Raw genomic sequence first — 25941 nt, 5'->3', positions numbered from 1 at the left:
ATAAAGCACAGCACGACATGCGCGCCCACCTGCCGGGAGACCTGGCATGAGCACGCTGCGCGATGCCATGAGCCACGCCGCCCTGGGCTGGGTGAAGCCGGAGCTGGACGAGACCCTGCGCCAGGTGCGCAACGAGCTCGAGTACTACGCCGAAGACCCTGCCGATGGCAGCCGCATGCGCTTCTGCGCCGGCTACCTGCACCAGGTGCAGGGCACCCTGCGCATGGTCGAGCTGTATGCCCCGGCGATGGTGGCCGAGGAGATGGAACAGCTGGCCAATGCCATCGGTGCCGGGGAAGTGCCCGACCGCGACGAAGCCTGCGCCACCCTGATGCGCGGCAGCGTGCTGCTGCCCGATTACCTGGAGCGCCTGCAGAACGGTCACCGCGACATTCCGATCGTGCTGCTGCCGCTGCTGAATGACATCCGCCTGGCGCGCGCCGCGCCGGTGATCAATGAAAGCGTGCTGTTCGCGTTCGCGCCGGACAGTGCCAGCGCCACCGAGGCCGAACTGGACCACGCACGTGGCAGCCTGAGCGGCCGCAACCGCGAGCTGCTCGACACCGTGGGCAATGCGGTCAAGGAAGAGCTGCTGCGCATCAAGGACGCACTGGACCTGCACCTGCGTACGGGCGGCGAGCCGGCCCAGCTGCAGACCCAGGTCAACGAACTGGGCGCGGTCGCCGACACCCTGGGCATGATGGGCCTGGGCGTGGCCCGCGGCGTGGTCGTGCAGCAGCGCGATGCGCTGCGTGGCGTGGTCGACGGCCAGCAGCAGATCGATGAAACCCTGCTGCTGGATATCGCCGGTGCGCTGCTGTACGTGGATGCCTCGCTGGACGACCAGGTCGCCCACCTCGGCGCCGGCGGCAGTGGCGAAGACGATCCGAGTGCGGCCGAAGGCCGGCGTACCGTTGAAGTGCTTGCCCACGAGGCGATCGCCAACTTCTCGGCCGCGCGCGAGCATTTCGTCGCGTTCATCGAAACCAACTGGAACCACGAGCAGCTGCACGAAGTGCCACGCCTGCTGGGCGAGGTCGCCGGCGCGCTGCGCATGCTCGACCTTTCCACGCCGGCCGATTACCTGCAGGGCGTGCGCCAGTACATCGCGGTCGAGCTGATCGGCCGCCAGCGCGTACCCAGCGGCCGCCAGCTGGACACCCTGGCCGACGCCATGGCCAGCCTGGAGTATTACCTCGAAGCCCTGCGCGAACGCCGCCAGGGTCGCGACGACATTCTCGACATCACCCGCACCAGCCTGGAAACGCTGCGTTACTGGCCACTGCCGGACGAAAATGCCGCCCCGGTCGATGCCAGCGCTGAAGCGCTGCCGGTTGCCCCGGAACACGTGGAGCTGACCGGATGGGATGCCCCCGTGGTGGCCCCGGTGGAAACGGCGGTCACGCCGGCCGCCCCGGCACCGGGCGACGTGCCTTCACCGCCGCTGCCGGACTTCACCTTCGAGCCGCTGCCTGAGGTCGCTGCCGCCGCGCCCGTCGTGCCGGCCAGCAAGCCGGCGCCGACGCTGGTGTTCGAAGCGTCGACCGCTCCGGTCGCTGCGGACGCGCCGCAGTGGACGCTGCACAGCGAACCGGTGCGTACCGATGACGCTCCCACCTTCGCCCACTTCGATCCGGTGCTGGCGGAAGATGCCAGCGTCGGCACGTCGTGGCAGGCCGCGCCGGCAACCGACATCGCACCGATCGCCCTGGATGGCGTGGACGCGACGCCGTCCGACCCCGCAGCACCGATCGCCACCGGGTTCGACCCGGTCGCCGCCGAACACGATGCACTGGAACTGAGCGACGAGCCGATCGAATTCACCTTCGACGAGCCGCTGCACAATGCCGGCGACGTACTCTCGCTGCAGATCGACGACGCGCCGGCCACCGACAGCAGCGAGCTGGATGTGCAGGCACTGCCGGCGTTCCTGCAGGAGCAGGCCGAGCCGGTTGAAGACGAACCGGTTGAAGCGGTCGCCGTACCGGCCGAAGACCTGATCGAGGCCCGCCAGGACGAGGCTCGCGAAGACGAAGCTGCCATCGAAGCAACGGGCGTGGGCTCCGTCGCTGGCGTGCAGGAAGCGGTGATCAGCAAGATCGAGCTGGACGACGAATCCGCGCGCTTCCTTGCCGAGCTGGATGCCGCCGCCGCGCAGTTCTCCACTACGCCGGCTGTCGAGGCGCCTGCCGTGGTCGACGCGCCGGTTGCCGCTGACGAGCCGGGCACCATCGACGCCGGCTTCGAGGACGATGGCGAGAACATCGACCAGGACATCCGCGACGTCTTCATCGAAGAGTTCGACGAGGAACTGGTCAACCTGGGCAACCTGCTGCCGGTCTGGCGCATGGCCCCGGACAACATGGACCGCCTGCGTCCGATCCGCCGCGTGTTCCACACCCTGAAGGGCAGTGGCCGCCTGGTTGGCGCGCGCACCCTGGGCGAGTTCAGCTGGAAGATCGAAGGCATGCTCAACCGCGTGCTGGACGGCAGCCGCCCGGCATCGCCAGCGGTGGTGGCAATGGTCACCCAGGCCTATGAAGTGCTGCCGCAGCTCAACGCTGCGCTGCGCGATGGCAGCCGCGTGAGCGCGGACCTGCAGGCCATGCAGGGCATCGCCGACCGCGTTGCCGCGGGCGAGGAAACCTTCCATGTGCCGCTGCAGCGGCCGACTCCGGCCGCCGCGCCGGTGGAGCCGACCGACGTGGTCGTGGCCGACGTCGCGCAGGAAGCCGCCGACGTCGAGGCCGTCGAGGCGGTCGAGGAAACCGGCGGAACCCCGGCCAACATCGACGAGGTGCTGCGCGAAATCCTGGAGGCCGAAGTCGAGGCCCACCACGCCACGCTGCAGGCCTGGCTGGAAGAAGCACAGGCGGCGCCGCAACCGGTCACCGATACCCTGCTGCGCGCGGTGCACACCATGAATGGTGCGTTCGCGATGACCGACGTGCCGGAAATCACCGCTGTCACCGGTAACGCCGAGAGCTTCATCAAGCGCTCGCTGGCGGCGGATGCGGTCCCGGGCACCGAAGGCGTCGAGGCACTGGCCGCTGCCGCCGTTGCGATCCGTACCACGATGGTGGCGTTGCAGGCCGAAGTCCCGCGCATTCCGTCGCAGGCTGCGCTGGCCGAACGCCTGCAGGCGCTGGCCGAAACGCTGCCCGAAGCACGTTGGCCGGCACTGGTTGCCGACGATGGCATGGACCTGGACGGTGATGACGCCGACGAACGGGATGCCGTTGCCGATGCCGACAACGACGCGGAGGCCGATGCATCCCAGGCCGCGCACGATGTCACCGCCCATGAGCTGGCCGCGCTGTCCGCACAGTTCGATGAGCGCAATGGCTACGCCGTTGCCGACGACAGCACCGACACCGGGCTGCAGCAGGCCATCGTCGAGGCCGACGCGCTGTCGCTGGTCGACGCCGGCGAAACCGCCGACGATGCCCTGGTGGTCGATGAGCTGACGGGCAGTGACGATCTTTCCGCCTACTTCAACGCCGAGCTGGTGACCCCGTTCGACGCGCCGTCCAGCGCGCCGGTCGATACCACGCCGGAAACCGTGGAAGCCCCCATCGTCGAGCACGGCCTGGAAACGGTGGAGCTGACGGGTGCGGACGATCTGTCGCGCTTCTACGAACACACGCTGCCGGAGTCGGTGGAGGTCGGGGACGCAGCTGACGCAGAGCCGTCGCAGCCGCTCGACATCGTCGCCGAAGAGCCCGTCGCCGAAACGGTCGTGGCCGAAGAAATCGTGGCCGAAGAGATCCAGGCCATCGAACTGGAAGCCGTGGAAGTCGAGGCGCTGCACGACGCGATCGAATCGGAGACCGACGCACCGGTCACCGCTGATGACAGCACCGGGTACAGCCTGGATGCCATCGAAGACAACGAAGACGCTGCGGTGCTGGAAGACGTCATCCCGTCGACCCCCGCGTTCGGCGAATCGGTTGAGCTGCAGCAGGCGCTGGACGATGGCCTGACCATCGTCGACGGTCCCGATGCGAAAGCAACTGCCGAAGACGCACCGGTGCTGGGCCTGGATGCCCGCCACGAAGCACTGGACGAGCGCGATGCATTCGCCGAGTCCGAAGCAGGCCTGTCCGATGCCGAAGCATCGTCGCCGTCGACACCGCTGTTCGAACTGGAAGACGCCCCGCTGTCCGCCGCCGTTGCGGCGGACGAAGCGGCCGCCGAAGAAGAGGAAATCGACGACGCCGGTTCGCTGGACTTCAGCGTGCTGGACCGCGAGCTGGTCGACATCTTCGTCGAGGAAGGCAAGGACCTGCTCGACCATTGCGATGGCCTGATCAGCGAACTGCGCGCCGCGCCCCAGGACCGCGAAGCGATCGCCGGGCTGCAGCGTGATCTGCACACCCTCAAGGGTGGCGCACGCATGGCCGGCATCAACGCCATCGGCGACCTGGGCCACGGCATCGAATCGCTGCTGGAGGCGGTCGCCGCCAACCGTACCGATATCGACCGCAGCGACGTCCACCTGCTGGAGCGTGGCTTCGACCGCCTGCACCAGATGCTGACCCGCACCGGTCGCCACCGCGACGTGGCCATGCCGGACGACCTGATCGCCGCGTTCGAAGCGCGCACGCTCGGCCGCGCCGAAGCAGAAGACGCGCCCGCCGCGCCTGCTGCCGCAGTCGAGGTCCCGGCGGTGGTCGATACGGCGGTTGCGTCGGCACCGTTGTCCGCACCGGTGCCGCTGGAAGCGTCCACTGACGAAGACACCCTGGCGCGTCCGCAGCAGGAGCAGGTGCGCGTGCGCGCCGACCTGCTGGACCGCCTGGTCAACCACGCCGGTGAAGTGGCGATCTACCGGTCGCGCCTGGAACAGCAGCTGGGTGCCTTCCGCGGTGCCATGGGCGAACTGGACCGCACCAATGCGCGCCTGCGCGACCAGCTGCGTCGCCTGGACCTGGAAACCGAAGCCCAGATCGTGGCCCGTTACCAGCGCGAGCAGGAACAGGTCGACCACAAGTTCGACCCGCTGGAACTGGACCGCTTCTCCACGCTGCAGCAGCTCAGCCGTGCGCTGAACGAATCCGCAGCCGACCTTGGCGGCCTGCAGGGCGTGCTGGACGATCTGTCGCGCCAGTACGACGTCCTGCTGCAGCAGCAGTCGCGGGTCAGCTCGGAACTGCAGGATGGCCTGATGCGCGCGCGCATGGTGCCGTTCGACGGCCTGGTGCCGCGCCTGCGCCGCGTGGTCCGCCAGGCCGGCCAGGACACCGGCAAGCAGGTCCACGTCACCCTGGACGGTACCCACGGCGAACTGGACCGCAACGTGCTCGACCGCATGGTCGCGCCGCTGGAACACATGCTGCGCAACTCCGTGGCCCATGGCCTGGAGACCCCGGAGCAGCGTCGCGCCGCCGGCAAGCCGGAGGAAGGCGAGATCGCCATCCGGCTGCGCCGCGAAGGCTCGGAAATCGTGCTGGAAGTGGCCGATGACGGCGCTGGGCTGAACCGCGAGGCGATCCGTCGCCGCGCCGAACAGCGCGGCCTGGTCGAGGCCGACGCCGTGCTCGGCGATGCCGAACTGGACGCGATGATCTTCTCGCCCGGGTTCAGCACCGCCGACCAGGTCAGCCAGCTGGCAGGCCGCGGCGTGGGCATGGACGTGGTGCACAACGAAGTGCGCCAGCTGGGCGGCTCGGTGGACATCCACTCGGTGCCGGGCAAGGGCGTCACCTTCACCCTGCGCCTGCCGCAGACCCTGGCGGTCACCCAGGCGGTGTTCGTGCAGATCGGCGAGACCACCTTCGCGGTGCCGGTCGCCTCGGTCAGCGGTATCGGCCGGATCTCGCGCGAGCGCTTCGAATCGGCCAATGGCGGTTACCACTACGGCGGCGAAGAATTCGCGCTGCACGACCTGGGCACGCTGGTCGGCCAGGGCCAGGCCCGTGCCGAAGGGCAGGACCAGGTGCCGCTGCTGCTGGTGCGCGCCGGTGAACTGCGTGCGGCCGTGGCGATCGACCAGGTGCTGGGCAACCGCGAAATCGTGGTCAAGCCGGTCGGCCTGCAGATCGCCTCGGTACCGGGCATTTACGGTGCCACCATCACCGGCGATGGCCGCGTGGTGGTGATCCTGGACGTCGCCCCGCTGGTGCGCCGTTACCAGGCCAACCCGCTCAAGCCGATCGCGCCGGCCGCGCAGGCAACCGACCGCCAGGCCCCGTTGGTGATGGTGGTCGACGACTCGCTGACCATGCGCAAGGTCACCGGCCGCATCCTGGAACGCCACAACTTCGAAGTGACCGTCGCCCGCGACGGTATCGAAGCGCTGGAGCGCCTGGAAGAGCGGGTTCCCGACCTGATGCTGCTGGACATTGAAATGCCGCGCATGGATGGCTATGAACTGGCCACCGCCATGCGCGCCGATCCACGCTACAAGGGCGTGCCGATCGTGATGATCACCTCGCGCAGCGGCGACAAGCACCGTCAACGCGCCTTTGAAATCGGTGTCCAGCGTTACCTGGGCAAGCCGTACCAGGAGCTGGACCTGATGCGAAACGTGTATGACCTGCTGGGGATCGCCCGTGCCCGTGAATGACCTGAACCCGCTGCCGTCGGTGGCATTGCTGGCACGGGTGGGCCCGGCGCGTGAGCGCCTGCGCGAAGCGCTGGCCCAGGCCGGTGCGACCGTGGTGCTGGAAGAGGATCCCAACAGCGTGGATCTGGAAACCCTGGGCGGCGCGGACGCCGGCGCGGTGCTGATCGCGCTGGAACCGGCCATCGAGGATGCGCTTGAACGCCTCGACCCGGTGCTGGCCTCGCCGTCGCTGACGGTCATCTTCGACGAAGCCGAACTGGCTGCTCGCCGGGAAGGCTGGGAAGCCCAGCGCTGGGCGCGCCACCTGGTGGCCAAGCTGCACGGGCACCAGGACGTGCTGCCGCCGGGCGCCGAGCAGGAAGGCCTGCTGCAGCCCGAGCCCGGCCTGCCGCAGACTCCTGCCGAACTGCATGCCGACGCGCCGCTGGAATTCCATGTGCGCGAAGCCTTCGACGCCGCCGGCGACGTGCCGCCTGACGGCCTGTACCAGGCGCCGGAAGGCTACAGCGAGCCGATCTCGCTGGAGGAAGCACTGGCCGCCATGCAGGCGCCGGTCGCCGCACCGTCGGCCAGCGTGCCGCCGCCGGTCCCGGCCTCGGCCCCGCCTGTCCCGCGCGCGCCGCTGGGCGACCACAGCAGCTGGTCGCTGGTGGATGAAGACAGCGCGGTACCCGTTGCCGCGCCGGTTGCGCCAGTCAGCGCGCCAATCGAAGCCAATGCGTTTGACATCGACCGCCTGTCGCTGGTCGAGCTGGAAGCTGACGCCGACCCCAGCAGCGCCGCACCCGGCGCCGTGCTGGTGCTGGCCGGCATCGGTGGCCCCGACGCGCTGCGCCGGCTGCTGGCCGCGCTGCCGGCCGGGCTGGCGGTGCCGATCCTGGTCTACATGCGCCTGGACGGGGGCCGTTACGGCAACCTGGTCAAGCAGATGGCCCGTGTGTCGGCGTTGCCCGTGGTGTTGGCCGAATCCGACCAGCCGGTGCTGGCCGGCAATGCCTACATCCTGCCCGATGACGTGGGCGTGGCCGTGCACAACCGCGGCCTGCATTTCACCGCGGATGCCAAGGGCATCCAGGTGGCCGCGTTGCCGCCGGCGCACAGCGCCGTGGTGATGCTCAGCGGCAGTGACGTGGCGCTGCTGGATGACGTCCTGTCGCTGGCCGTGGCCGGCGGCTGGGTCGCGGGCCAGACCGGTGAGGGCTGTTACGACCCGATCGCCGCCAACGCGGTGGTTGCCGCCGGCATGGCCGCCGGTGATCCGCCGCAGCTGGCCGCCGCCATCGCCGAACGCTGGGGCGTGAGCGAGTAATCGCCACGCCGTATCACTTTCAGGAAGCAGACGCATGAGCTACGCCAGCAACGACGAAATCCGTGGGGTACTGATCCAGGCCGGGAGCGAGCGCGTGCTGCTGCCCAATGCGACGGTGGCCGAAATGATGTCCAAGGTGCCGGTCACCCCGGTGGACAACGCGCCCGCGTGGCTGATCGGCGAAATCCGCTGGCAGGGCTGGGACGTGCCGCTGATGTCGTTCGCGCGCCTGTCCGGCCAGGGCGAGGACGCGGTGGTGAGCAACAACAAGGTAGTGGTGCTCAAAGCGCTGGGTGGCAACCCCAATCGCCCGTACCTTGCGCTGCTGACCCATACCTTCCCGCAGCTGATCGCGGTGCCGCGCGACGGCCTGCTGGCCGACGCCTCCGAAGAAACCCTGCCGAAAGGCGTGCACATGCGCGTGCTGCTGGGCGAACAGAGCGCGTTGCTGCCCGATCTTGACGCGCTGGAAGCGGCCCTGGATGAGGCGCTTCCGGTGAATTGACCGGGGATTCGACACCCCGGAAATGCGGTAGCTCACGACCGTGGGTCGTGACGACGCGTCAGCCCAGATCCCCCAACCGCGCCTGCAAGGCCGCGATCGCGGCCAACCCGGCGGTTTCGGTGCGCAGGATCCGCGGCCCCAGCTGCAATCCCTGGAACCCGGCTGCCGCCAGCGCCTGCCGATCGCGCGGCGACCAGCCGCCCTCCGGCCCGATCGCAATCACCACCCCACCGGGCGCGGGCTCCAGCGTGGACAAGCGGTGCTCGCCCAGCGGGTCCAGCGTCAGCTTGAGCGCTTCGGCAGGCATTCCCTTGGCCGCCTCCTGCACGCCCAGCGGCGCGGCTACCTCCGGCACCCGGGCGCGCCCGGACTGCCCACAGGCCGACACCACCACGCTGCGCCAGTGCGCCAGGCGCTTTTCCGCCCGCGCCGCGTCCAGCTTGACTTCGGTGCGCTCGGCATTGACCGGCACGATCGCCTGCACCCCCAGTTCGGTGGCCTTCTGCAGGATCAGGTCCATCTTCTCGCCGCGCGCGATGCCCTGCAGCAGGGTGATCGACAGCGTGGATTCGTTGTCCAGCGCCTGCGCGGCCTCGATCCGCACGCGGGCGTCGCGCTTGCCCGATTCCACCAGCGTGGCGCTGTAGTCGTGGCCATCGCCATTGAACAGTACGCAGCCTTCGCCCTCGCGCAGACGCATCACGCGGACAAGATGATTGGCCACCTCTTCGGGCAGCGACAGGGTCTGGCCGACGGCCAGCGGAGCTTCCACATAAGAACGGGTCACGCGCATGCAACAGCTTCCTCGATCGCAGCCAGGGTGGTCTGGGCCAGCAGGTCCAGGTGTTCGTCCTCCACGCAGTAGGGAGGCATCCAGTACAGCACGTTGCCCAGCGGGCGCAGCACCACGCCGCGCCGCAACGCGGCGTTGTAGGCATGCAGTCCCACCCGCGCCCCAGCGGGGAAGGGGGTGCGCTTGTCGCCGTTGCGGGTCAGCTCGAACGCGACCACCATGCCGGCCTGGCGCACATCGGCCACATGGGCGTGGTCGGTGAAGGGCGCGGCCAGGGTGCGCATGACCTCGGCGGTGCTGCGGTTGCGCGCGATCACATCCTCGCTGGCGAAGATGTCCAGCGTGGCCAGCGCGGCCGCGCAGGCCAGCGGGTTGCCCGTGTAGCTGTGCGAATGCAGGAAGGCACGCTCGCGGCTGTCGTCCAGGAACGCGTCGTACAATGCCTGGGTAGCCAGCACCGCCGCCAGCGGCAGGAAGCCGCCGGTCAGGCCCTTGGACAGGCACAGCAGGTCGGGCATCACCCCGGCCTGTTCGCAGGCGAACAGGGTGCCGGTACGACCAAAGCCGGTGGCGATCTCATCGGCGATCAGGAACGCGCCATTGGCATCGCACAGTTCGCGCGCCCGCTTCAGATAGACCGGGTCGTGCATGCGCATGCCGCCAGCACACTGCAGGCGCGGCTCCAGGATCACCGCGCAGATCTCGCCCGGGTGCTGGTCGAACAGGTCGGCAAGGCGATCAGCCGCCTCATGGGCGCGCTCAGCGGCGCTCTGCCCCGGTTCGGCCAGGTAGGCGTCCGGCGAGGGCGCGAACAGTGCCTCGGTCAGCAGTGGCGCGTACACGCGGCGGTACAGCGGAATATCCCCGACCGACAGCGCGCCCAGGGTTTCACCGTGGTAGCCGTTCTCCAGCGCCACGAAGCGGGTGCGGTGCTCCTCGCCGCGGTTGCGGAAGTAATGGAACGCCATCTTCAATGCGACCTCGACCCCGGCCGAGCCGTTGTCGGCGTAGAACACCTTGGACAACGGCGCGCGCCCGGCCTGGCGCGGTGCGATCGCCAGCAACCGTTCGGCCAGTTCCACCGCCGGTTCGTGGCTGAAGCCGGCCAGCATCACCTGCTCCAGCTGGGTGGCCTGGCGGGCGATGGCCGCGCCGATGCGCGGCTCGGCATGGCCGAACAGGTTGGTCCACCAGCTGCTCACCGCATCCAGGTAGCGGTGGCCGTCGTGATCGACCAGCCACGGGCCTTCACCGCGCGCAATCGGCACCAGCGGCAAGGTGTCCGGGTGCTCACGCATCTGCGTGCACGGGTGCCACAGCACGGCCAGGTCGCGTTGCCGCCACCGGTCGGCCAACGTAAGGGGGGCTGGGTCTGCTAGCATTTCGAGCTCATGGCCACGTTTTCACCTGCCTGCATTCTATCGATCTCAAAGAGCCAGTTCGCATGACCCGTCCGCTGCCCACCATCCACCAGATTACGGACGAGGAAAGCGGCCCGTTCCAGCGGCAGCACCTGGACCTGGAGTTCTCCAACGGCGAACGCCGCCGCTTCGAGCGCTTGGTCAGCCGTGGCCACGGCGCGGTGGTGGTGGTGCCGATGCTGGATGACCAGACCGTGCTGCTGGTGCGTGAATACGCGGCCGGCGTGCACCGCTACGAACTGGGGCTGGTGAAGGGCCGCATCGATGCCGGCGAAACCCCCGAACAGGCCGCCGACCGCGAGCTGAAGGAAGAAGCCGGTTACGGCGCGCGCCGCCTGGACGTGCTGCGCGCCATGACCCTGGCCCCGACCTACATGAGCCACCTGTCGCACCTGGTGGTGGCCCGTGACCTCTACCCCGAACGGCTGGTTGGCGATGAGCCCGAAGAGCTGGAAGTGGTGCCGTGGAAAATCGCCGAGCTCGACCGGCTGATGCTGCGCGAGGACTTTTCAGAAGGGCGTTCGCTGGCGGCGTTGTTCATTGCCCGCCAGTGGCTGGAACGCGGGGAATGATCAAACTCACCACCGATCTGCGCGAAACGGTCATTGCCATTGCCCAGGACGCCGCCGCCGCCATCATGGCGGTGTATGCCACGCCGTTCGACGTGGAGATCAAGTCCGACCGCAGCCCGGTCACCGCCGCCGACCTGGCCGCCAACCAGGTGATCCTGCGCGGGCTGGGCCAGCTGACCCCGGACCTGCCGATCCTGTCCGAGGAATCGGCGCAGGTGCCGTGGGAGGTGCGCCGGCATTGGGGCGCCTACTGGCTGGTGGACCCGCTCGATGGCACCCGTGAGTTCGTCAAGCGCAACGACGAATTCAGCGTCAACATTGCCCTGATCTACCAGGGCGCGCCGGCGTTCGGCGTGGTGCTGGCGCCGGTCAGCGGGGTGGCCTGGCACGCCATGCGCGGCGAGTTGGCCTATCGCCGTGACGGCATGCATGACTCGGTGCTGCGCACCCGCACCCCGGCGCTGCCGCCGCTGCAGGTGGCCGCCAGCCGCTCGCACCGCAGCCCGGAAACCCAGGCACTGCTGGATCGCATGGGCGAGATCGAGGTCGTCGCACAGGGCTCGTCGCTGAAATTCTGCCGGCTGGCGGAAGGCACACTGGACGTGTACCCGCGTCTGGGGCCAACCGCCGAATGGGATACCGCCGCCGGCCAGTGCGTGCTGCATGCCGCAGGCGGCGCGGTGTTGTCGGCCGCCACCGGCAAACCATTCCGCTACAACCGCCGCGAAACGCTGTTGAACGGCGATTTCATCGCGCTGGGCGACACCCGCCTGCCGTGGCGTACCTGGATTCCCGCCTGACCGGAGCACCGATGTCCGCACCCGCCGAACTGGAACGCCTGCTGGGCATCATGGCGCGCCTTCGCGATCCGCTGCGGGGTTGCCCGTGGGACCTGCAGCAGGATTTCGCGAGTATTGCCCCGTACACCATCGAAGAAGCCTACGAGGTCGCCGACGCGATCGACCGTGGCAACCTGGACGACCTCTGCGACGAACTGGGCGACCTGCTGCTGCAGGTGGTGTTCCATGCGCAGATGGCCAGCGAGCAGGGCGCGTTCGGCTTTGCCGATGTCGCCCGCGCGATCAGCGACAAGATGCAGCGCCGCCACCCGCACGTGTTCGCGCAGGTGCAGGTCGATGGGGCTGAAGACGTCAACAGCAACTGGGAAGCGATCAAGCGCGCCGAGCGCGCCGCCAAGGGCGACGCCGACACGTCCGCGCTGGCCGGCATCTCGCGCGGGCTGCCCGAGTGGCAGCGGGCGGTGAAGCTGCAGTCGCGTGCGGCGCGGGTGGGCTTCGATTGGCCCGGCCCGGCGCCGGTGCTGGACAAGGTGCGTGAGGAACTGGACGAGGTAGCGGCGGAATTCGCGCGCGGTCCGGTACAGGACAACCAGGTGCGGCTGGAGGAGGAGCTGGGCGACCTGCTGTTCGTCTGCGCCAACCTGGCGCGGCACGCCAAGGTCGACGTCGGTGCCGCGCTGCGCCACGCCAACCACAAGTTCGAACGGCGCTTCCGCGCCATGGAAGCGCAGGCGGCGGCCGCGGGCGCATCGATGGCCGGGTTGGACCTGGAGGCGCAGGAGCGCCTGTGGGAACAGGCCAAGGCCGCCGAAGCCAAGCCGTGAAAACGTTGCTGCTGTTCGTGTTTACCGCCGTGGCCGAGATCGTCGGCTGCTACCTGCCGTGGTTGTGGCTGCGCCGCGATGGCAGCGCCTGGCTGCTGTTGCCGGCCGCCGCCAGCCTGGCCCTGTTCGCCTGGCTGCTGACCCTGCACCCGGCTGCCAGCGGGCGTGTCTACGCTGCGTACGGCGGGGTATACATCGGCACCGCGCTGGCGTGGCTGTGGGTGGTGGATGGCATCCGTCCCGGCCGCTGGGACCTGCTGGGCGTGGCCCTGTGCCTGGCCGGCATGGCGGTGATCATGTTCGCACCGCGCGCGGGCTAGGCGGGGCCGACCGTGGCGCACCGCCGCAGGCGTTGACGGAGCGGTTCTGGGATAATGACTACCTGCATTTTCATCCCCCGGATTGTGGTCATGACCCAGAAGACGCTACTCAACGATACCCACCGCGCGCTCGGCGCCAAGATGGTCGATTTCGGCGGTTGGGACATGCCCATCCACTATGGTTCGCAGCTGGACGAGCACCACCTGGTCCGCGCCGATGCGGGCATGTTCGATGTGAGCCACATGACCGTGGTCGACCTGCGCGGCGCGCAGGTGCGCCCGTTCCTGCGCCGCCTGCTGGCCAACTCGGTGGACAAACTGAAGGTGCCGGGCAAGGCACTGTACTCGTGCATGCTCAATGCGCAGGGCGGGGTGATCGACGACCTGATCGTCTATTACCTGGCCGACGACTTCTTCCGCATGGTGGTCAACGCCTCCACCCGTGAGAAGGACCTGGCCTGGATCCGCGAGCAGGCCGCCGCCTTCGATGTGCAGGTGACCGAGCGCGAAGACCTGGCGATCATCGCCGTGCAGGGGCCGACCGCACGCGAGCGCGTCACCGGCCTGGTGGCCGAGGCCGACCGCGCCGCGCTGCAGAAGCTGGGCCGCTTCGCCGCCGTGGACGTCACCGCTGCCAGCGGCGCACCGCTGTTCGTTGCCCGCACCGGTTACACCGGTGAGGATGGCTTCGAAATCCTGGTGGCCCAGGACCAGGTCATCGCCTTCTGGAATGCACTGGCGGCCGCCGGCGTGCGCCCGGCCGGCCTCGGCGCGCGTGACACGCTGCGCCTGGAAGCGGGCATGAACCTGTACGGCCAGGACATGGACGAAGCGATCAGCCCGCTGGAAGCGGCGCTGGCCTGGACGGTGGCGCTGGACGAAGGCCGCGACTTCATCGGCCGCGACGTGCTGGAGGCGCAGAAGGCTGCCGGCGACGCGCGCCAGATGATCGGCCTGGTGATGGACGAGAAGGGCGTGCTGCGCCATGGCCAGGCGGTGACCACCGCCGGCGGCACCGGCGAGATCCTGTCGGGCACGTTCTCGCCGACGCTGGGCAAGGGCATCGCCTTCGCCCGCGTGCCGGGTGGCGAGCTCGGCCAGGTGCACGTGGACATCCGCGGCCGGCAGGTGCCGGTGCGCGTGGTGAAGTTCCCGTTCGTGCGCGAAGGCCAGGCGCAGCCCGGCGTGCTGGGCGAAAGCTGAGCACCGGTTGTTTTACACTACCCCCGTTTTTTGACCCCCCTGAAATTCTTCGGAGCAGTCCCATGAGCGAGATCCCCGGCGACCTCAAATTCCTCAAGTCCCACGAATGGGCGCGCGTTGAAGGCAACGGCCGCGTCACCATCGGCATTTCCGACCACGCCCAAGGCCTGCTTGGCGACCTGGTCTACGTCGAGCTGCCCGAAGTTGGCGCCGAAGCAAAAGCGGGCGAGGCGATCGCGGTGGTCGAGTCGGTCAAGGCGGCTTCCGACGTGTACAGCCCGGTCTCCGGCACGGTGGTCGAGGTCAATTCGGCGCTGGCCGACAAGCCGGAAACCATCAACGAAGACGCCTACGGCGACGGCTGGCTCTGCGTGATCGAGCTGTCCAACAAGGAGGAGGTCAACGACCTGCTGGACCCGGACGACTACGCCGAACTGCTCGAGGAAGAGGACAACTGATCCTCGCCTGCCTGGAAAGACGGCCGCCCTGTGCGGCCGTTTTTTTTTGCCTGCGCGCGGCATCGTCCGGTTGCCGACGTCCAACGCGTTATCCGTGCGTGATGGATGGCGACGCCGTCGATGGTCGCATCGACGTGCATCGACCCCCATCGCGCGGGTCATGGATGCACGCAACCGGCACGAACCTGGCGTCCACCACCGCCCAAAAGTTTGCGCAGTTCTGCAAATCCGGACGCAAAAAGCGTTCGCGGATGTGAAAAGTTTTTGCCCCTGTTTTGTTCCCGTGCGGGAAGCCGTTGCGATGCCGTCAGCGCAATCGCCGGTTGCGGGCTGCAGCGCGGGTGCATCTGCAGTGCAGTTTGCGAAAGTGCTTCTTTTAAGTGTTTTTCTTTCTACGCATCGCCGCTCGGATGGATGCGTGCACGCAAACAACGACCGTCGAAGGGGTGTCGCCGAGCGCTTGCGGAGGGTCCAGGCGAGGTGCGCCGGAGGGCATCCATGTGAAATTTTTTCGCGGGGGTTGTTGACAGTGAAAAAAAGCGTGATTAGGTTTCGCCCAGCAGACCTTGCCTGCCAAACGAGTGAGCCGAATCGACATCCAGTCGCGAAGCACAACCAGAACATCCGCCGCGCGTCCCAAGACGGTGGAGTCGGCTTCGCTACCTCCGGTGAAATGCAAGGGCACCCCGCATTCGATACCTGCCTGGCATCCTGTGGCAGGTATCTCCGTATCCGTCACGACGCGCTGGACGCGACGGCGGTCCCCGCACGGCAGTAACGGCGGGTTTGCTTTACCTGGGCGTTTCAACTCCATAGATCACTGACGAGGAGCCAATCCCATGGCAACCAAGAAAGCTGCGAAGAAAAAGCCGGCCGCCAAGAAGGCCGTGAAGAAGGTCGCCAAGAAGGCGGCTGCCAAGAAGGCCGTGAAGAAGGTAGCCAAGAAGGCGGCTGCCAAGAAGACGGTAAAGAAGGCAGCCAAGAAGGCGACTGCCCGCAAGGCAGTGAAGAAGACGGCAAAGAAGGCGGTCCGCAAGGTCGCCAAGAAGGCCGCCGCCAAGAAGACCGCAAAGAAGGCAGTGAAGAAGACTGCCAAGAAGGCCGTCCGCAAGGTAGCCAAGAAAGCGGCCGCCAAGAAGACCGCCAAGAAGGCCGTCCGCAAGGTAGCCAAGAAGGCGGCTGCCAAGAAGACTGCCAAGAAGGCCGTCCGCAAGGTCGCCAAGAAAGCCACTGCCAAGAAGGCCACCGCGCGCAAGCCGGCCGCCAAGAAGGCATCGGCCAAGAAGGCAGTGAAGAAGGTCGCCAAGCGCAAGCCGGCGGTCCGCAAGAAGAAGGCTGCACCGGTCGCCCTGCCGGCAACCCCGGCACCGCTGATCTGATCCATTCCCGATAGCCGTACCTGAAACCCCTTCCCGGCGCCCAGCGGGAGGGGGTTTTTTTTTGCTGTGCAAAAAAAATCCCCCGCCCGCGAGGGATCAACGAACGTTGATCCCGACGGTAGCGCCGACTGTCAGTCGGCCCAGGCGGTATCGGGAGCCGGCCAGCGGCCGGCACTACAAAAAAGGGCGACCCGTAGGCCGCCCTGCACTGGATGCGATACAGCTCGCTGACGCTTACCGCGGCGACGCCACCGCCCGATCCGACGACACGCCCTTGCGCTTGGCCGGCGTGCTGTCTTCGGTCATCAGGTTGTCGCTGCCGAAGTCGGTGTCCACGTCCAGCCAGCGCTGCGCGGGCAGGCCCATGGCCGCATCGAGCACGGTCGGCAGCAGGCCGCTGGGCAGGCTGCTTTCGCCGTTCCACATGATGGCGATGCCCAGGTCGCGTTCGGGTACCAGCGCCACCAGGCCGCGATACCCCTGTACGGCACCGGCATGGAAGATCACTTCATGCCCGGCGTAATCGAAGTTGCGCCAGCCCAGCGCGTAGCCGGCCGAGTGCAGGCGCTCGCGACGCCAGCCCGAGCGCATCTCGCCCGGGGTGTTGATCAGGGTCGAGTGCAGCGTGGCCAGCAGCGGCGCAGGCAGCACGTCGGGGCGGTGCCCCGTGTGGGCCAGCAGCCACTGCGCCATGTCGCTGGCACTGGCGTTGACGCCTGCAGCGGGAGCGAGGCGGTAGTAGGTCGGCTTCGGGCTCAGCGACACCCAGCCGTTGCGGCTGCGCACGTGCGGGCGCGCCCAGCGCGAGCTGGCCTGGATGCCGGCCAGGCCCAGGCTGGCATCGTCCATGCCCAGCGGCTTGAACAGGCGGCGTTCCACGGACTGCTCGTAGAAGCTGCCCGAGGCGGCGTACACCACGTCGCCGATCAGGCTGAAGGCCACGTTCTGGTACGCGTAGCAGTCGCCCGGCTGGCACTTGAGCGAGGTCGAGGCCAGCTTGTGGGTGAGCGTGTAGTACTCGGCGTTCGCTTCCACGTCGCGGTCGTAGGCGTTGTACGGCAGTCCGACGCGGTGGCTGAGCAGATCGGCCACGGTCAGGCGCTCGGTCGCCTCGGGCGTGCTGAGCTGGAAGCCGGGCACGTAGTCGGTGACCTTGCTGTCCCAGCGCAGCGTGCCGTCGTTGACCAGCAGGCCGGCCATGGTGCCGGCGAACGCCTTGGACAGCGATGCAAGCCGGAACACGGTGTGCGCATCGACCATCTGCGGGTTGTTGACGTCGGTGACGCCATAGCCGCGCGCGCTGAGCACGCGGCCGCCCTGCACGATGGCCACGGCCATGCCCGGTACGCGCTCGCCATAAGTGAGCTGCTGGGCCATCGATTCAATGTTGGCCACGTTGAACCCGGCGGCCGGCGGCAGCACCTTCGGATTGGTCGTGGTGGCCCGATACGCCGCAGGCTGGGTGTGCGGAATGGCGGAGGCGGCGCTGTTCTCGATGTTGACGGGGAACGCGGCCGGTGTCGCACTGGGTGTCTGTGCGGTGGACGACATGGCGATGGGCATGAGCATGCCCAGCAACCCGGTTGCCGCCGAACGGATCGGTCGGCGCCTGCTGTTCTCTTTCATCGTTTGGGGCCCGTGCGCAACTGCTGGCACCGATTCTAGCGCTGCTTTTCGTGATTGCACAAACGAAGCGAAGATGAATGCGTATCGCATTGAAAAGGCCCGGTTTTTGCATTGAATGGGAGGGTCGTCGTCGACGCCCTGTTCAGGTGGCCGGGACCGGGGCCCCCAGCCAGCGCGCGGCGCGTTCGGCGATCATCATCGTGGGGGCGTTGGTGTTGCCGCTGACCAGGCTGGGCATAACCGAGGCGTCCACCACGCGCAGGCCCTGCACGCCCCGCACGCGCAGCTGCGGGTCGACCACGGCGTCGGCATGCTGGCCCATCGCGCAGGTACCCACCGGGTGATAGATGGTCTCGGCCTTGGCGCGGATGAAGGCTTCCAGGGCGGCATCGTCCAGGTCGTCGCGGGCCGGGAATATCGGCGCACCGCGCCAGCGGTCAAACGCCGGCTGGGCCAGGATCTGCTGCGACATGCGCACGCAGGCCTTCATCATGGCCAGGTCGTGCCCCTCCGGATCACCCAGGTAGTTGGCCTCGATCCGCGGCGCGGAGGCGGGGTCGGCATCGCGCAGCAGGATCCGCCCCCGGCTGCGCGGGTGCAGGGCGCAGGCATGCAGGGTGTAACCGTCGCCCGGCAGGCGGTGGCGCCCATGGTCGTCCAGCATGGCCGGCACGAAGTGGAACTGCACGTCTGCACCGTCGCCCGGCGCCAACGGCGAGCGGGCGAAGCCGCCGGCCTCGGCGATGTTGCTGGTGCCGGCGCCACGACGTCCGCGCAGGAAGTAGTCGAAGGCGATGCGCGCCTGGTTGCTGCGGTCGTAGCTGACGCCCGGCCGGGTGTGCACCAGCGTGCAGATATCCAGGTGGTCCTGCAGGTTGCCGCCCACCCCGGGCAGGTCGACACGGGTACTGATGCCGTGCGCGCGCAGCTGCCGGTGCGGGCCGATGCCGGAGAGCATCAGCAGGTGCGGGGAGTGGATCGCGCCGGCGCTGAGGACCACCTCGGCGGCCGCATGCGCATGACGGTGCGCACCCCGGTGGCGGAAGTACACGCCGTTGGCGGTGTCGCCCTGGAAGCTCAGGGCGCGGGCGCGGGCACCGGTGAGCACGGTGAGGTTGCGCCGGCCGCGCGCGGGGCGCAGGTAGGCGGTGGCGCTGGAGCAGCGCACGCCGTCGCGCTGGGTGACCTGGTACAGGCCAACGCCGAGCTGGTGCGCACCGTTGAAGTCTTCGTTGCGTGCGTGCCCGGCCTGCACGGCGGCCTCCAGGAACGCATCGGAGAGCGGGTTGTGGTGGCGCAGGTCGGACACCGACAGCAGGCCGGCATCGCCGTGCCAAGGCCCGGCGCCGCGGCTGTTGGCCTCGCCGTGCAGGAACCAGGGCAGCACGTGCGACCAGTCCCAACCGGTGGCGCCGGCGGCGGCCCAGCCATCGTAGTCGGCCGCCACGCCACGCACGTAGCACATGGCGTTGATGGCGCTGGAGCCACCCAGCACCTTGCCGCGCGGCCACCACAGCCGCCGGCCATCGAGTGCCGGCTCCGGTTCGGTGTAGAGGTTCCAGTTGATGCGGCGGTTGTTGACCAGCCGCGCCAATCCGGCCGGCATGTGGATGAACGGGTTGCGGTCGCGCGGGCCGGCTTCAAGCAGCAGCACGCGGCAGTGCGGGTCGGCGCTGAGCCGGTTGGCCAGCACGCAGCCGGCCGAGCCGGCGCCGACGATGATGTAGTCGTACATGTCCGTTCCCCAACGGTGATGGCACGAGCATAAGCCAGTCGCCCCCTAGCGATGTTGCGGTGCATCGTTTACCGTGCGCGCTTTGCTGCCCGGAATCGCCACGATGCTGCCGCTGCCACGCCGCCTGTGCGGGACCTGCGCGCCATGAATGCCCCGGACCCGAGCGCGCCCGCGCAGCCCGGCCTGCGCGCGGCGCTGCGCCAGTCGCCGCCGCTGTTCTGGGCCTGCGTCTATTTCTTCTGCCTGCTCAGCGGCTATTACGTGCTGCGTCCGGTGCGCGAGGCGATGGCGGCATCGGCCGACCTGCAGACGGTGTTCCCGCCGGCGCTGATCGCGTGGTTCGACGGCCATGGCATCGCGCTGCAGGACTTCGTGCTGCAGGTACTGTTCACCTGCGTGTTCGTGATCATGGTGGTGCTGCAGCCGCTGTACGGGGCGCTGGTGAGCCGCTACCCGCGCCGGGTGTTCCTGCCGGCGGTGTACGGCTTCTTCATCGTGACGCTGCTGGGCTTCTACCTGCTGTTCGACAGCGGGGTGCCGGGGCGGGGCATGTTGTTCTTCTTCTGGACGACGGTGTTCAACCTGTTCGCGGTGGCGGTGTTCTGGAGCTTCATGGCCGATGTGTTCTCGAACGTGCAGGCGCGGGCGTTCTACGGCTACATCGGGGCGGCCGGCACGATCGGCGCGTTCCTGGGCCCGACGCTGACCTCGACGCTGGTGCAGCGGGTAGGCATCGCGAACCTGATGCTGGTCTCGGCGGGCTTCCTCAGCGTGTGCCTGTTCTGCATCTGGCGGCTGCGCTTGTGGGCGGTGGCACGCGAGCAGGAGCTGCAGCTGGCCTCGGGCGAGGCGCCGATGGGCGGCGGGGTGCTCGACGGCCTGAAACTGATCGCGCGCGAGCCACTGCTGCGCTGGCTGGCAGTGATGGTGGTCTTCGGGGTGGGCATCGGCACGCTGCTGTACAACGAGCAGGCCTCGATCGTGCGCCGGCTGTACACGGACCCGGCGGCGAGCACGGCGTTCTATTCGCGGGTGGACCTGGCGATCAACGCGCTGACGCTGATCCTGCAGCTGGGGCTGACGCGCTGGCTGCTGTCGCGCTTCGGCATCGCGCCGGCGCTGCTGATCCCGGGGTTTGCGATCATCATCGGCTTCTCGGTGCTGGCCGCCTCGCCGCTGCCGATACTGGTGGCGGTGGTGCAGGTGATGACGCGGGCCAGCGAGTTCTCGCTGGCCAAGCCGGCCCGCGAGACGATCTTCACCCGGGTGGACCGGCAGTGGCGCTACAAGGCGGGCGCGGCCATCGACACGGTGGTGTACCGCGGTGGCGACCTGACCTTCGCATGGGTGCACAAGGGGCTGTCGCTGTTCGGCTCGCATGCGGTGTTCGCCGGCGGGCTGGTGGTGGCGGGCATCATGACGGCAGCGGCGTTCGGGCTGCTGCGCGAAGAAAAGAAGCTGCCGGTCGAGCGGCCGGAGTAAGCTGTTTCCAATTCGTTCGAGGTTTGCGCATGTACTGGACCGCACTGATCCTGACCCTGGTGGTCGCGCTGTTGCACGTGTACTTCCTGGTCCTGGAAATGTTCCTGTGGACGCGCCCGCTGGGCCTGAAGACGTTCCGCAACACGCCGGAGAAGGCGGAGACCACGCGTGTGCTGGCGGCCAACCAGGGCCTTTACAACGGCTTCCTGGCCGCAGGCCTGTTCTGGGGCCTGTTCGACCACCTGCCGATGCTGGTGAACTTCATGCTGGGCTGCGTGATCGTGGCCGGGTGCTATGGCGCCTACAGCGTCAACAAGCGGATCTTTTTCATCCAGGCCCTGCCTGCGATTCTGGCGGTGATTGCCTGGCAGTTTGTGCCGGCCTGACTCCCCCTGCGCTAGGTACCGACCGTTGGTCGGTGCGATGTTCGCGGAGAGCCAACAGCCGAGGCCTGCGAACGTGCTCGCGCTGGGCCGGCGGGTGTGGGTTCGCGGGACACGCCGCAAGTACGTCCATGTAGGCTCGTTCGCGCCATCCATGGCGCTCTACGGTCCCGCAAACCCACCCCCGCCGACCCTCGACAGTGGATTGGTGGCCAAGGAAGATCAACGGCCGCGCAGATCATTCTTCATGCGTTACCGGGCGTTGGTGCGTTCCGTGCATTTGTTCGGGAACCTGACCTGCCAGCGGCACCATGTAGAGCCACGCCCTGCGTGGCTGATTTTTGCTTCCGCACACGACCCACCATCGGGGGCGGCCGGCGGGTTGCCCCCGGAGGGACGCTAGAAAACATGGATGTTTTCTAGCAGCCTACAAGGACGTACTTGCGGCGTGTCCCGGAGCGGGGCTGCCCGACGGCCGCCCCAGCTCGTAAGAACTGAAACGCTGCTCTTCGCGAGATACAGAATCAACTGCGCTTGACCGGCGACACCCACATATCGATCCGCGCTTCGAACACCACCGTTCTGGTGGTATCACGCACCTGCACGTTCACCGGCAGCGCATAGCCCGCTTCGGCACTGACAATCGCCTGCGCAGGCGTGGCGACTGCATGCTGCGTACCGGTTGCCTTGGCCAAGTACTTCACCTCCATGCCCTTGGGGATCCAGCGCATGCCCTTGGGCAGCGAGGCGTCGACCATCAGGCCGGCGGTGAGCTCGGCCAGGTTACACAGCGCGATGGCGTGGACGGTGCCGATGTGGTTGGTCACCCGGCGCCGGTGCGCGATGCGGCCTTCGCAGCGGCCCGGTTCGAGCACGGTGATGCGCGGGGCGATGCTGGCGAAATAGGGCGCCTTGAAGCAGACCGCGCGCGAGAACAGCCATTGGCCGGCCGGCCAGCGCTGCATGCGGCGGTAGAGGGTCAAGAGGGGGGCGGACATCAGCAGGTCTCCCGGAAAGCGGCGGCGAGGAAGGCAATGAAAAACGGCGGACCGAAGTCCGCCGTTGTGAGATGCGTCGAGGCTGGCGTTATGCCGCTTCCTGCGACTGCGCGTCCTTGCGTTCGCGGTCGTAGTAGCTGGCCGAACGCAGTTCATGCGGCTCGAAGTCGTCCACCGTGATGGTGTCCATGGTCAGCGTGCGCAGCTCTTCCAGCAGCGTGCGCTCGTCCTGGGTGATCACCCCTTCGGACACCGCTTCGTCGAGCTGTGCGTTGAAGTCCAGTGCTTCGATGCCCTTGGTCTTGAGCGCCTTGATGAACTTGCGCTCCACCGGCTCGGCCATGATCGCCTTGGACAGGTAGCTGTTGATGCGGCCGCCCGGGTTGTTCTCGCACGGGGTCAGGAACACGCCACTGGCCAGGCGGTCGCGCGCTTCGTTCGGCGCCATCAGCAGCGCCGCCACGCGGTGGCCCAGACGGTCGCCCGGGGCTTCGGCACGGCGGCCGAACGGGAAGATCAGCAGCCACATCAGCCAGCCGATCGGGCGGATCGGGAAGTTGCGCAGCGCGGCGGAGAGCGATTCCTCGATCTTGTGCACGCTGTCATGGAACGCCCAGGCGAGCAGCGGCTGGTCAGCCACCGGCGCGCCTTCGTCGTGGTAGCGCTTGAGCATGGCGCTGGTCATGTACACGTGGCTCAGCACGTCGCCCAGGCGGCCCGACAGCGATTCCTTGAACTTCAGCTTGCCGCCGAGGGTCATCATCGAGATGTCGGCCATCAGCGCCAGGTTGGCCGAATAGCGGTCCAGCTTGCGGAAGTAGCGGCGGGTGTAGGCATCGCCCGGGGCGGCGCCGAAACGCGCGCCGGTCAGGCCCAGCCAGAACGAACGCACCGCGTTGGAAATACCGAAGCGGATGTGCCCGAACAGGCTGCGGTCGAAGGACTGCAGGCCGGCCTTGGTATCCGGATCCTGCGCCGCCTTCATTTCCTGCAGCACCCACGGGTGGCAGAGGATCGCACCCTGGCCGAAGATCAGCAGGCTGCGGGTCATGATGTTGGCGCCTTCCACCGTGATCGCGATCGGCGCGGCCTGCCAGCTGCGGCCGGCGAAGTTGCGCGGCCCCAGGATGATGCCCTTGCCGCCGATCACGTCCATCACGTCCGAGATCACTTCACGGCTCATGGTGGTGCAGTGGTACTTGGCGATGGCCGACGGCACCGACGGCACGTCGCCGCGGTCCACCGCAGCCGCAGTGGCCTGGCACAGCGCGCTGATCGCATAGGCCTTGCCGCCGATGCGGGCCAGCGCCTCTTCCACGCCTTCGAAGCGGCCGACCGACAGGCCGAACTGCTTGCGGATGCGCGCATAGGCACCGGTGACCACCGCACCGGCCTTGGCACCGCCACTGGCGGTGGAGGGCAGGGTGATCGAGCGGCCCACGGCCAGGCACTCGTTGAGCATGTTCCAGCCCTTGCCGGCCTTCTCGGCACCGCCGATCAGCTGGGTGAGCGGAATGAAGACGTCCTTGCCGCGGATCGGACCGTTCTGGAAGGTCGAGTTCAACGGGAAGTGGCGACGGCCGATCTCGACGCCGGCGGTGTCGCGCGGCAGCAGGCCCAGGGTGATGCCGATGTCGCGGGTCGGGCCGATCAGGCCGTCCGGGTCGTACATGCGGAACGCCATGCCGATCAGCGTCGCGACCGGGGCCAGGGTGATGTAGCGCTTGTCGAAGGTGAGCTTGACGCCGAGCACCTGCTCGCCGTTCCACTCGCCCTTGCAGACGATGCCGTAATCGGGAATCGAGGTTGCATCCGAACCGGCGAACGGACCGGTCAGGCCGAAGCACGGTACTTCGCGGCCATCGGCCAGGCGCGGCAGGTACTGGTCCTTCTGTTCCTGGGTGCCGTAGTGCACCAGCAGTTCGCCCGGGCCCAGTGAGTTGGGCACGCCGACGGTGGAGCTGACCACGCTCGACACCGACGCCAGCTTCTGGATCACCTTGTGGTGGGCCAGCGCGCTGAAGCCCAGGCCGCCGTACTCCTTCGGGATGATCATGCCGAAGAACCTGTTCTTCTTGATGAACGCCCACAGCTCCGGCGGCAGGTCGGCGTAGACGTGGGTGATCTCCCAGTCGTTGACCATCGCGCACAGTTCTTCCACCGGGCCGTCCAGGAAGGCCTGTTCTTCGGCGGTGAGCTGCGGCTTGGGGTAGTTGAGCAGCTTGTTCCAGTCCGGGTCGCCGGTGAACAGCTCACCTTCGAAACCGACCGAACCGGTCTCCAGCGCGATGCGCTCGGTCTGCGACAGCGGCGGCAGCACCTTGCGGAACACCTTCATCATCGGCGCGGTCAGCAGCGGCTTGCGGATGAACGGCAGCAGCAGCGGCACGGCAATGACGGCGACGATCGCCGCAGCCACGATCGTGGCGGTCTGGTTGACATAGGGGACGAACCAGCAGGCCGCCAGCAGCACCAGGCTGACGAGCGTCCAGGTGATCAGCCGCATCCGGTGGTAGGCGACGATGGCGCCTGCCAGCAGGATGGCAAGGAAGGGAACGACAATGCTCATGAGCGTGCTCCGGTGACGTGCTCGGTTGTGGCGGACTGTGCCACGGCGGAGGCCGAGGGCAACACGTCCAGATAGTCCAACACAGTAGCGGTAAAGGCGTTGTTGTCGTCGCCGGCGACCATATGCGTGGCCTCCGGCAGCTGCACGTGGCGCGCGTGCGGCACCAACGCCAGGAATTCGGCCACCGTTTGCGGGGTGACCAACGTGCTGCGCTCGCCGCTGACCAGCAGCACCGGGCATTTCACCTGGCGCGCTGCGTCTGCAAGCGCGTCCTGGTGCTGTTCGCTGTCGCGCGCCAGTTCGGCGACCAGCCGCGGGTCCCAATGCCAGCGCCAGCGGCCGTGGCCATCCTCGCGCAGCAGGGCGCGCAGCGACTCTTCCGACTTGCGCGGGCGGTGCGGCAGGTAGGCCGAGATCACATCGGCCGCCTGTTCCAGGGAAGCGAATCCTTCCGGATGCGCGGTCATGAACATCAGGATCTTTTCGACCCCGGCGGTGTCCCAGCGCGGGGTGATGTCCACCAGCACCATCGCCGAGAACAGGCCCGGCCAGCGCGCTTCGGCGAGCAGGCCGAACAGCCCGCCCATCGACGCGGCCACCAGGATCGGCGGCTGCGGTTGTTCGCCGGCCAGCACGATCAGGTCATCAGCAAACTGTTCGCCGTGATAGGCGAGGGTGGCCGGGTTCCAGTCCGAGTCGCCATGGCCGCGTGCATCGTAGGCGAACGTCTGGTAGCCGGCGGCGGCCAGCGACTGCGCGGTGGCAGTCCAGGCGTGCCGGGTCTGGCCGAAACCATGGGCGAACAGCACGGTGCCGCGGCGCCCTGGGGCCGAGCGGGTTGCCGCCAGCACGGTGTCGTGCGCGGCGGTGAGGCGCTCGTCGGTGGGGACGGATGGGCGGGAGGCGGGAGTTACCATACTTGCTAGTATGGACCTGGCTTCTGGCATGTCAATACTCTCTAGTATGGTTGGCATCCCAAGCAGCCACGCTGGGCGT

Annotated in this window: 20 protein-coding genes; 13 read left to right on the top strand and 7 right to left on the bottom strand. The window is 68.0% G+C overall.

Annotated features, from left to right (window positions below):
• Nucleotides 1-46 precede the first annotated feature (46 nt).
• From KVS69_RS05445 to KVS69_RS05435, 3 genes are read left to right on the top strand one after another with little or no spacing between them, the layout of a single operon-like run.
• Complete coding sequence (locus tag KVS69_RS05445; protein WP_217537423.1) at nucleotides 47-6568, top strand: Hpt domain-containing protein; 6522 nt, start codon at nucleotides 47-49, stop codon at nucleotides 6566-6568.
• Nucleotides 6534-7877, top strand: a complete 1344-nt coding sequence (locus tag KVS69_RS05440; RefSeq protein WP_217537422.1) for a chemotaxis protein CheB — start codon at nucleotides 6534-6536, stop codon at nucleotides 7875-7877. Before KVS69_RS05445 ends, KVS69_RS05440 begins: the two co-directional genes overlap by 35 nt.
• A gap of 34 nt (nucleotides 7878-7911) precedes the next feature.
• A complete protein-coding gene (locus tag KVS69_RS05435) occupies nucleotides 7912-8382 on the top strand; it encodes a chemotaxis protein CheW (protein WP_068853715.1) in 471 nt (156 codons plus the stop codon).
• Between the two features lie 58 nt (nucleotides 8383-8440).
• On the opposite strand, the gene KVS69_RS05430 is transcribed toward KVS69_RS05435, so the two are convergent.
• Both KVS69_RS05430 and bioA read right to left on the bottom strand, forming a co-directional pair.
• The gene (locus KVS69_RS05430; RefSeq protein ID WP_217537421.1) at nucleotides 8441-9175 is read right to left on the bottom strand and encodes a 16S rRNA (uracil(1498)-N(3))-methyltransferase; all 735 of its coding nucleotides are present in this window, start codon (nucleotides 9173-9175) and stop codon (nucleotides 8441-8443) included.
• Nucleotides 9166-10557 carry an adenosylmethionine--8-amino-7-oxononanoate transaminase gene (gene bioA / locus KVS69_RS05425; RefSeq protein WP_217537420.1) on the bottom strand — a complete coding sequence of 464 codons (1392 nt, stop codon included), beginning with the start codon at nucleotides 10555-10557 and terminating at the stop codon, nucleotides 9166-9168. The genes KVS69_RS05430 and bioA overlap by 10 nt, the downstream gene beginning before the upstream one ends.
• A 62-nt stretch (nucleotides 10558-10619) precedes the next feature.
• On the opposite strand from bioA, the gene nudE reads away from it, so the two are divergent.
• The 7 genes from nudE (at nucleotide 10620) to KVS69_RS05390 (ending at nucleotide 16152) form a co-directional block, all read left to right on the top strand.
• A complete protein-coding gene (nudE, locus tag KVS69_RS05420; RefSeq protein WP_068853712.1) occupies nucleotides 10620-11168 on the top strand; it encodes an ADP compounds hydrolase NudE in 549 nt (182 codons plus the stop codon).
• Complete coding sequence (gene cysQ, locus KVS69_RS05415) at nucleotides 11165-11968, top strand: 3'(2'),5'-bisphosphate nucleotidase CysQ (protein ID WP_184126776.1); 804 nt, start codon at nucleotides 11165-11167, stop codon at nucleotides 11966-11968. Before nudE ends, cysQ begins: the two co-directional genes overlap by 4 nt.
• Before the next feature lie 11 nt (nucleotides 11969-11979).
• Nucleotides 11980-12792, top strand: a complete 813-nt coding sequence (gene mazG / locus KVS69_RS05410; protein ID WP_217537419.1) for a nucleoside triphosphate pyrophosphohydrolase — start codon at nucleotides 11980-11982, stop codon at nucleotides 12790-12792.
• A complete protein-coding gene (locus KVS69_RS05405; RefSeq protein WP_217537418.1) occupies nucleotides 12789-13112 on the top strand; it encodes a YnfA family protein in 324 nt (107 codons plus the stop codon). Before mazG ends, KVS69_RS05405 begins: the two co-directional genes overlap by 4 nt.
• Before the next feature lie 90 nt (nucleotides 13113-13202).
• On the top strand, nucleotides 13203-14315 hold the full coding sequence (gcvT, locus tag KVS69_RS05400; protein ID WP_068853709.1) for a glycine cleavage system aminomethyltransferase GcvT: 1113 nt from the start codon (nucleotides 13203-13205) through the stop codon (nucleotides 14313-14315).
• A gap of 62 nt (nucleotides 14316-14377) precedes the next feature.
• A complete protein-coding gene (gcvH, locus tag KVS69_RS05395) occupies nucleotides 14378-14773 on the top strand; it encodes a glycine cleavage system protein GcvH (RefSeq protein WP_217537417.1) in 396 nt (131 codons plus the stop codon).
• Between the two features lie 839 nt (nucleotides 14774-15612).
• The gene (locus tag KVS69_RS05390; RefSeq protein ID WP_068853707.1) at nucleotides 15613-16152 is read left to right on the top strand and encodes a histone; all 540 of its coding nucleotides are present in this window, start codon (nucleotides 15613-15615) and stop codon (nucleotides 16150-16152) included.
• 234 nt (nucleotides 16153-16386) lie between these two features.
• On the opposite strand, the gene KVS69_RS05385 is transcribed toward KVS69_RS05390, so the two are convergent.
• The gene (locus tag KVS69_RS05385) at nucleotides 16387-17778 is read right to left on the bottom strand and encodes a serine hydrolase domain-containing protein (protein ID WP_095364335.1); all 1392 of its coding nucleotides are present in this window, start codon (nucleotides 17776-17778) and stop codon (nucleotides 16387-16389) included.
• Between KVS69_RS05385 and KVS69_RS05380 the strand changes: the two genes are divergently transcribed.
• Nucleotides 17714-17893 carry a hypothetical protein gene (locus tag KVS69_RS05380; protein ID WP_217537432.1) on the top strand — a complete coding sequence of 60 codons (180 nt, stop codon included), beginning with the start codon at nucleotides 17714-17716 and terminating at the stop codon, nucleotides 17891-17893. The two genes, KVS69_RS05385 and KVS69_RS05380, sit on opposite strands and share 65 nt — an antisense overlap.
• 27 nt (nucleotides 17894-17920) lie before the next feature.
• On the opposite strand, the gene KVS69_RS05375 is transcribed toward KVS69_RS05380, so the two are convergent.
• The gene (locus tag KVS69_RS05375) at nucleotides 17921-19513 is read right to left on the bottom strand and encodes a choline dehydrogenase (RefSeq protein WP_217537416.1); all 1593 of its coding nucleotides are present in this window, start codon (nucleotides 19511-19513) and stop codon (nucleotides 17921-17923) included.
• Between the two features lie 144 nt (nucleotides 19514-19657).
• Here KVS69_RS05375 and KVS69_RS05370 point away from each other — a divergent pair, with 144 nt between their 5' ends.
• Both KVS69_RS05370 and KVS69_RS05365 read left to right on the top strand, forming a co-directional pair.
• Nucleotides 19658-20995, top strand: a complete 1338-nt coding sequence (locus KVS69_RS05370) for an MFS transporter (RefSeq protein ID WP_217537415.1) — start codon at nucleotides 19658-19660, stop codon at nucleotides 20993-20995.
• Nucleotides 20996-21024: 29 nt separating this feature from the next.
• Nucleotides 21025-21381: a DUF1304 domain-containing protein gene (locus KVS69_RS05365; RefSeq protein ID WP_068853704.1), complete on the top strand. Its 357-nt coding sequence runs from the start codon at nucleotides 21025-21027 to the stop codon at nucleotides 21379-21381.
• A gap of 521 nt (nucleotides 21382-21902) precedes the next feature.
• On the opposite strand, the gene KVS69_RS05360 is transcribed toward KVS69_RS05365, so the two are convergent.
• The 3 genes from KVS69_RS05360 to KVS69_RS05350 all read right to left on the bottom strand — a co-directional run bounded on the left by KVS69_RS05360 (nucleotide 21903) and on the right by KVS69_RS05350 (nucleotide 25862).
• A complete protein-coding gene (locus KVS69_RS05360; RefSeq protein WP_217537414.1) occupies nucleotides 21903-22376 on the bottom strand; it encodes a hotdog fold domain-containing protein in 474 nt (157 codons plus the stop codon).
• An 88-nt stretch (nucleotides 22377-22464) separates the two neighbouring features.
• Nucleotides 22465-24945 carry an acyl-CoA dehydrogenase gene (locus tag KVS69_RS05355; RefSeq protein ID WP_217537413.1) on the bottom strand — a complete coding sequence of 827 codons (2481 nt, stop codon included), beginning with the start codon at nucleotides 24943-24945 and terminating at the stop codon, nucleotides 22465-22467.
• A complete protein-coding gene (locus KVS69_RS05350) occupies nucleotides 24942-25862 on the bottom strand; it encodes an alpha/beta hydrolase (RefSeq protein ID WP_217537412.1) in 921 nt (306 codons plus the stop codon). The genes KVS69_RS05355 and KVS69_RS05350 overlap by 4 nt, the downstream gene beginning before the upstream one ends.
• Nucleotides 25863-25941 lie beyond the last annotated feature (79 nt).

This window comes from Stenotrophomonas sp. GbtcB23, from assembly GCF_019091045.1.
GTDB classification, from domain to species: domain Bacteria; phylum Pseudomonadota; class Gammaproteobacteria; order Xanthomonadales; family Xanthomonadaceae; genus Stenotrophomonas; species Stenotrophomonas rhizophila_A.
Note: the sequence above shows the minus strand (reverse complement) of the source record. Positions and strands in the feature narration are given on the sequence as shown.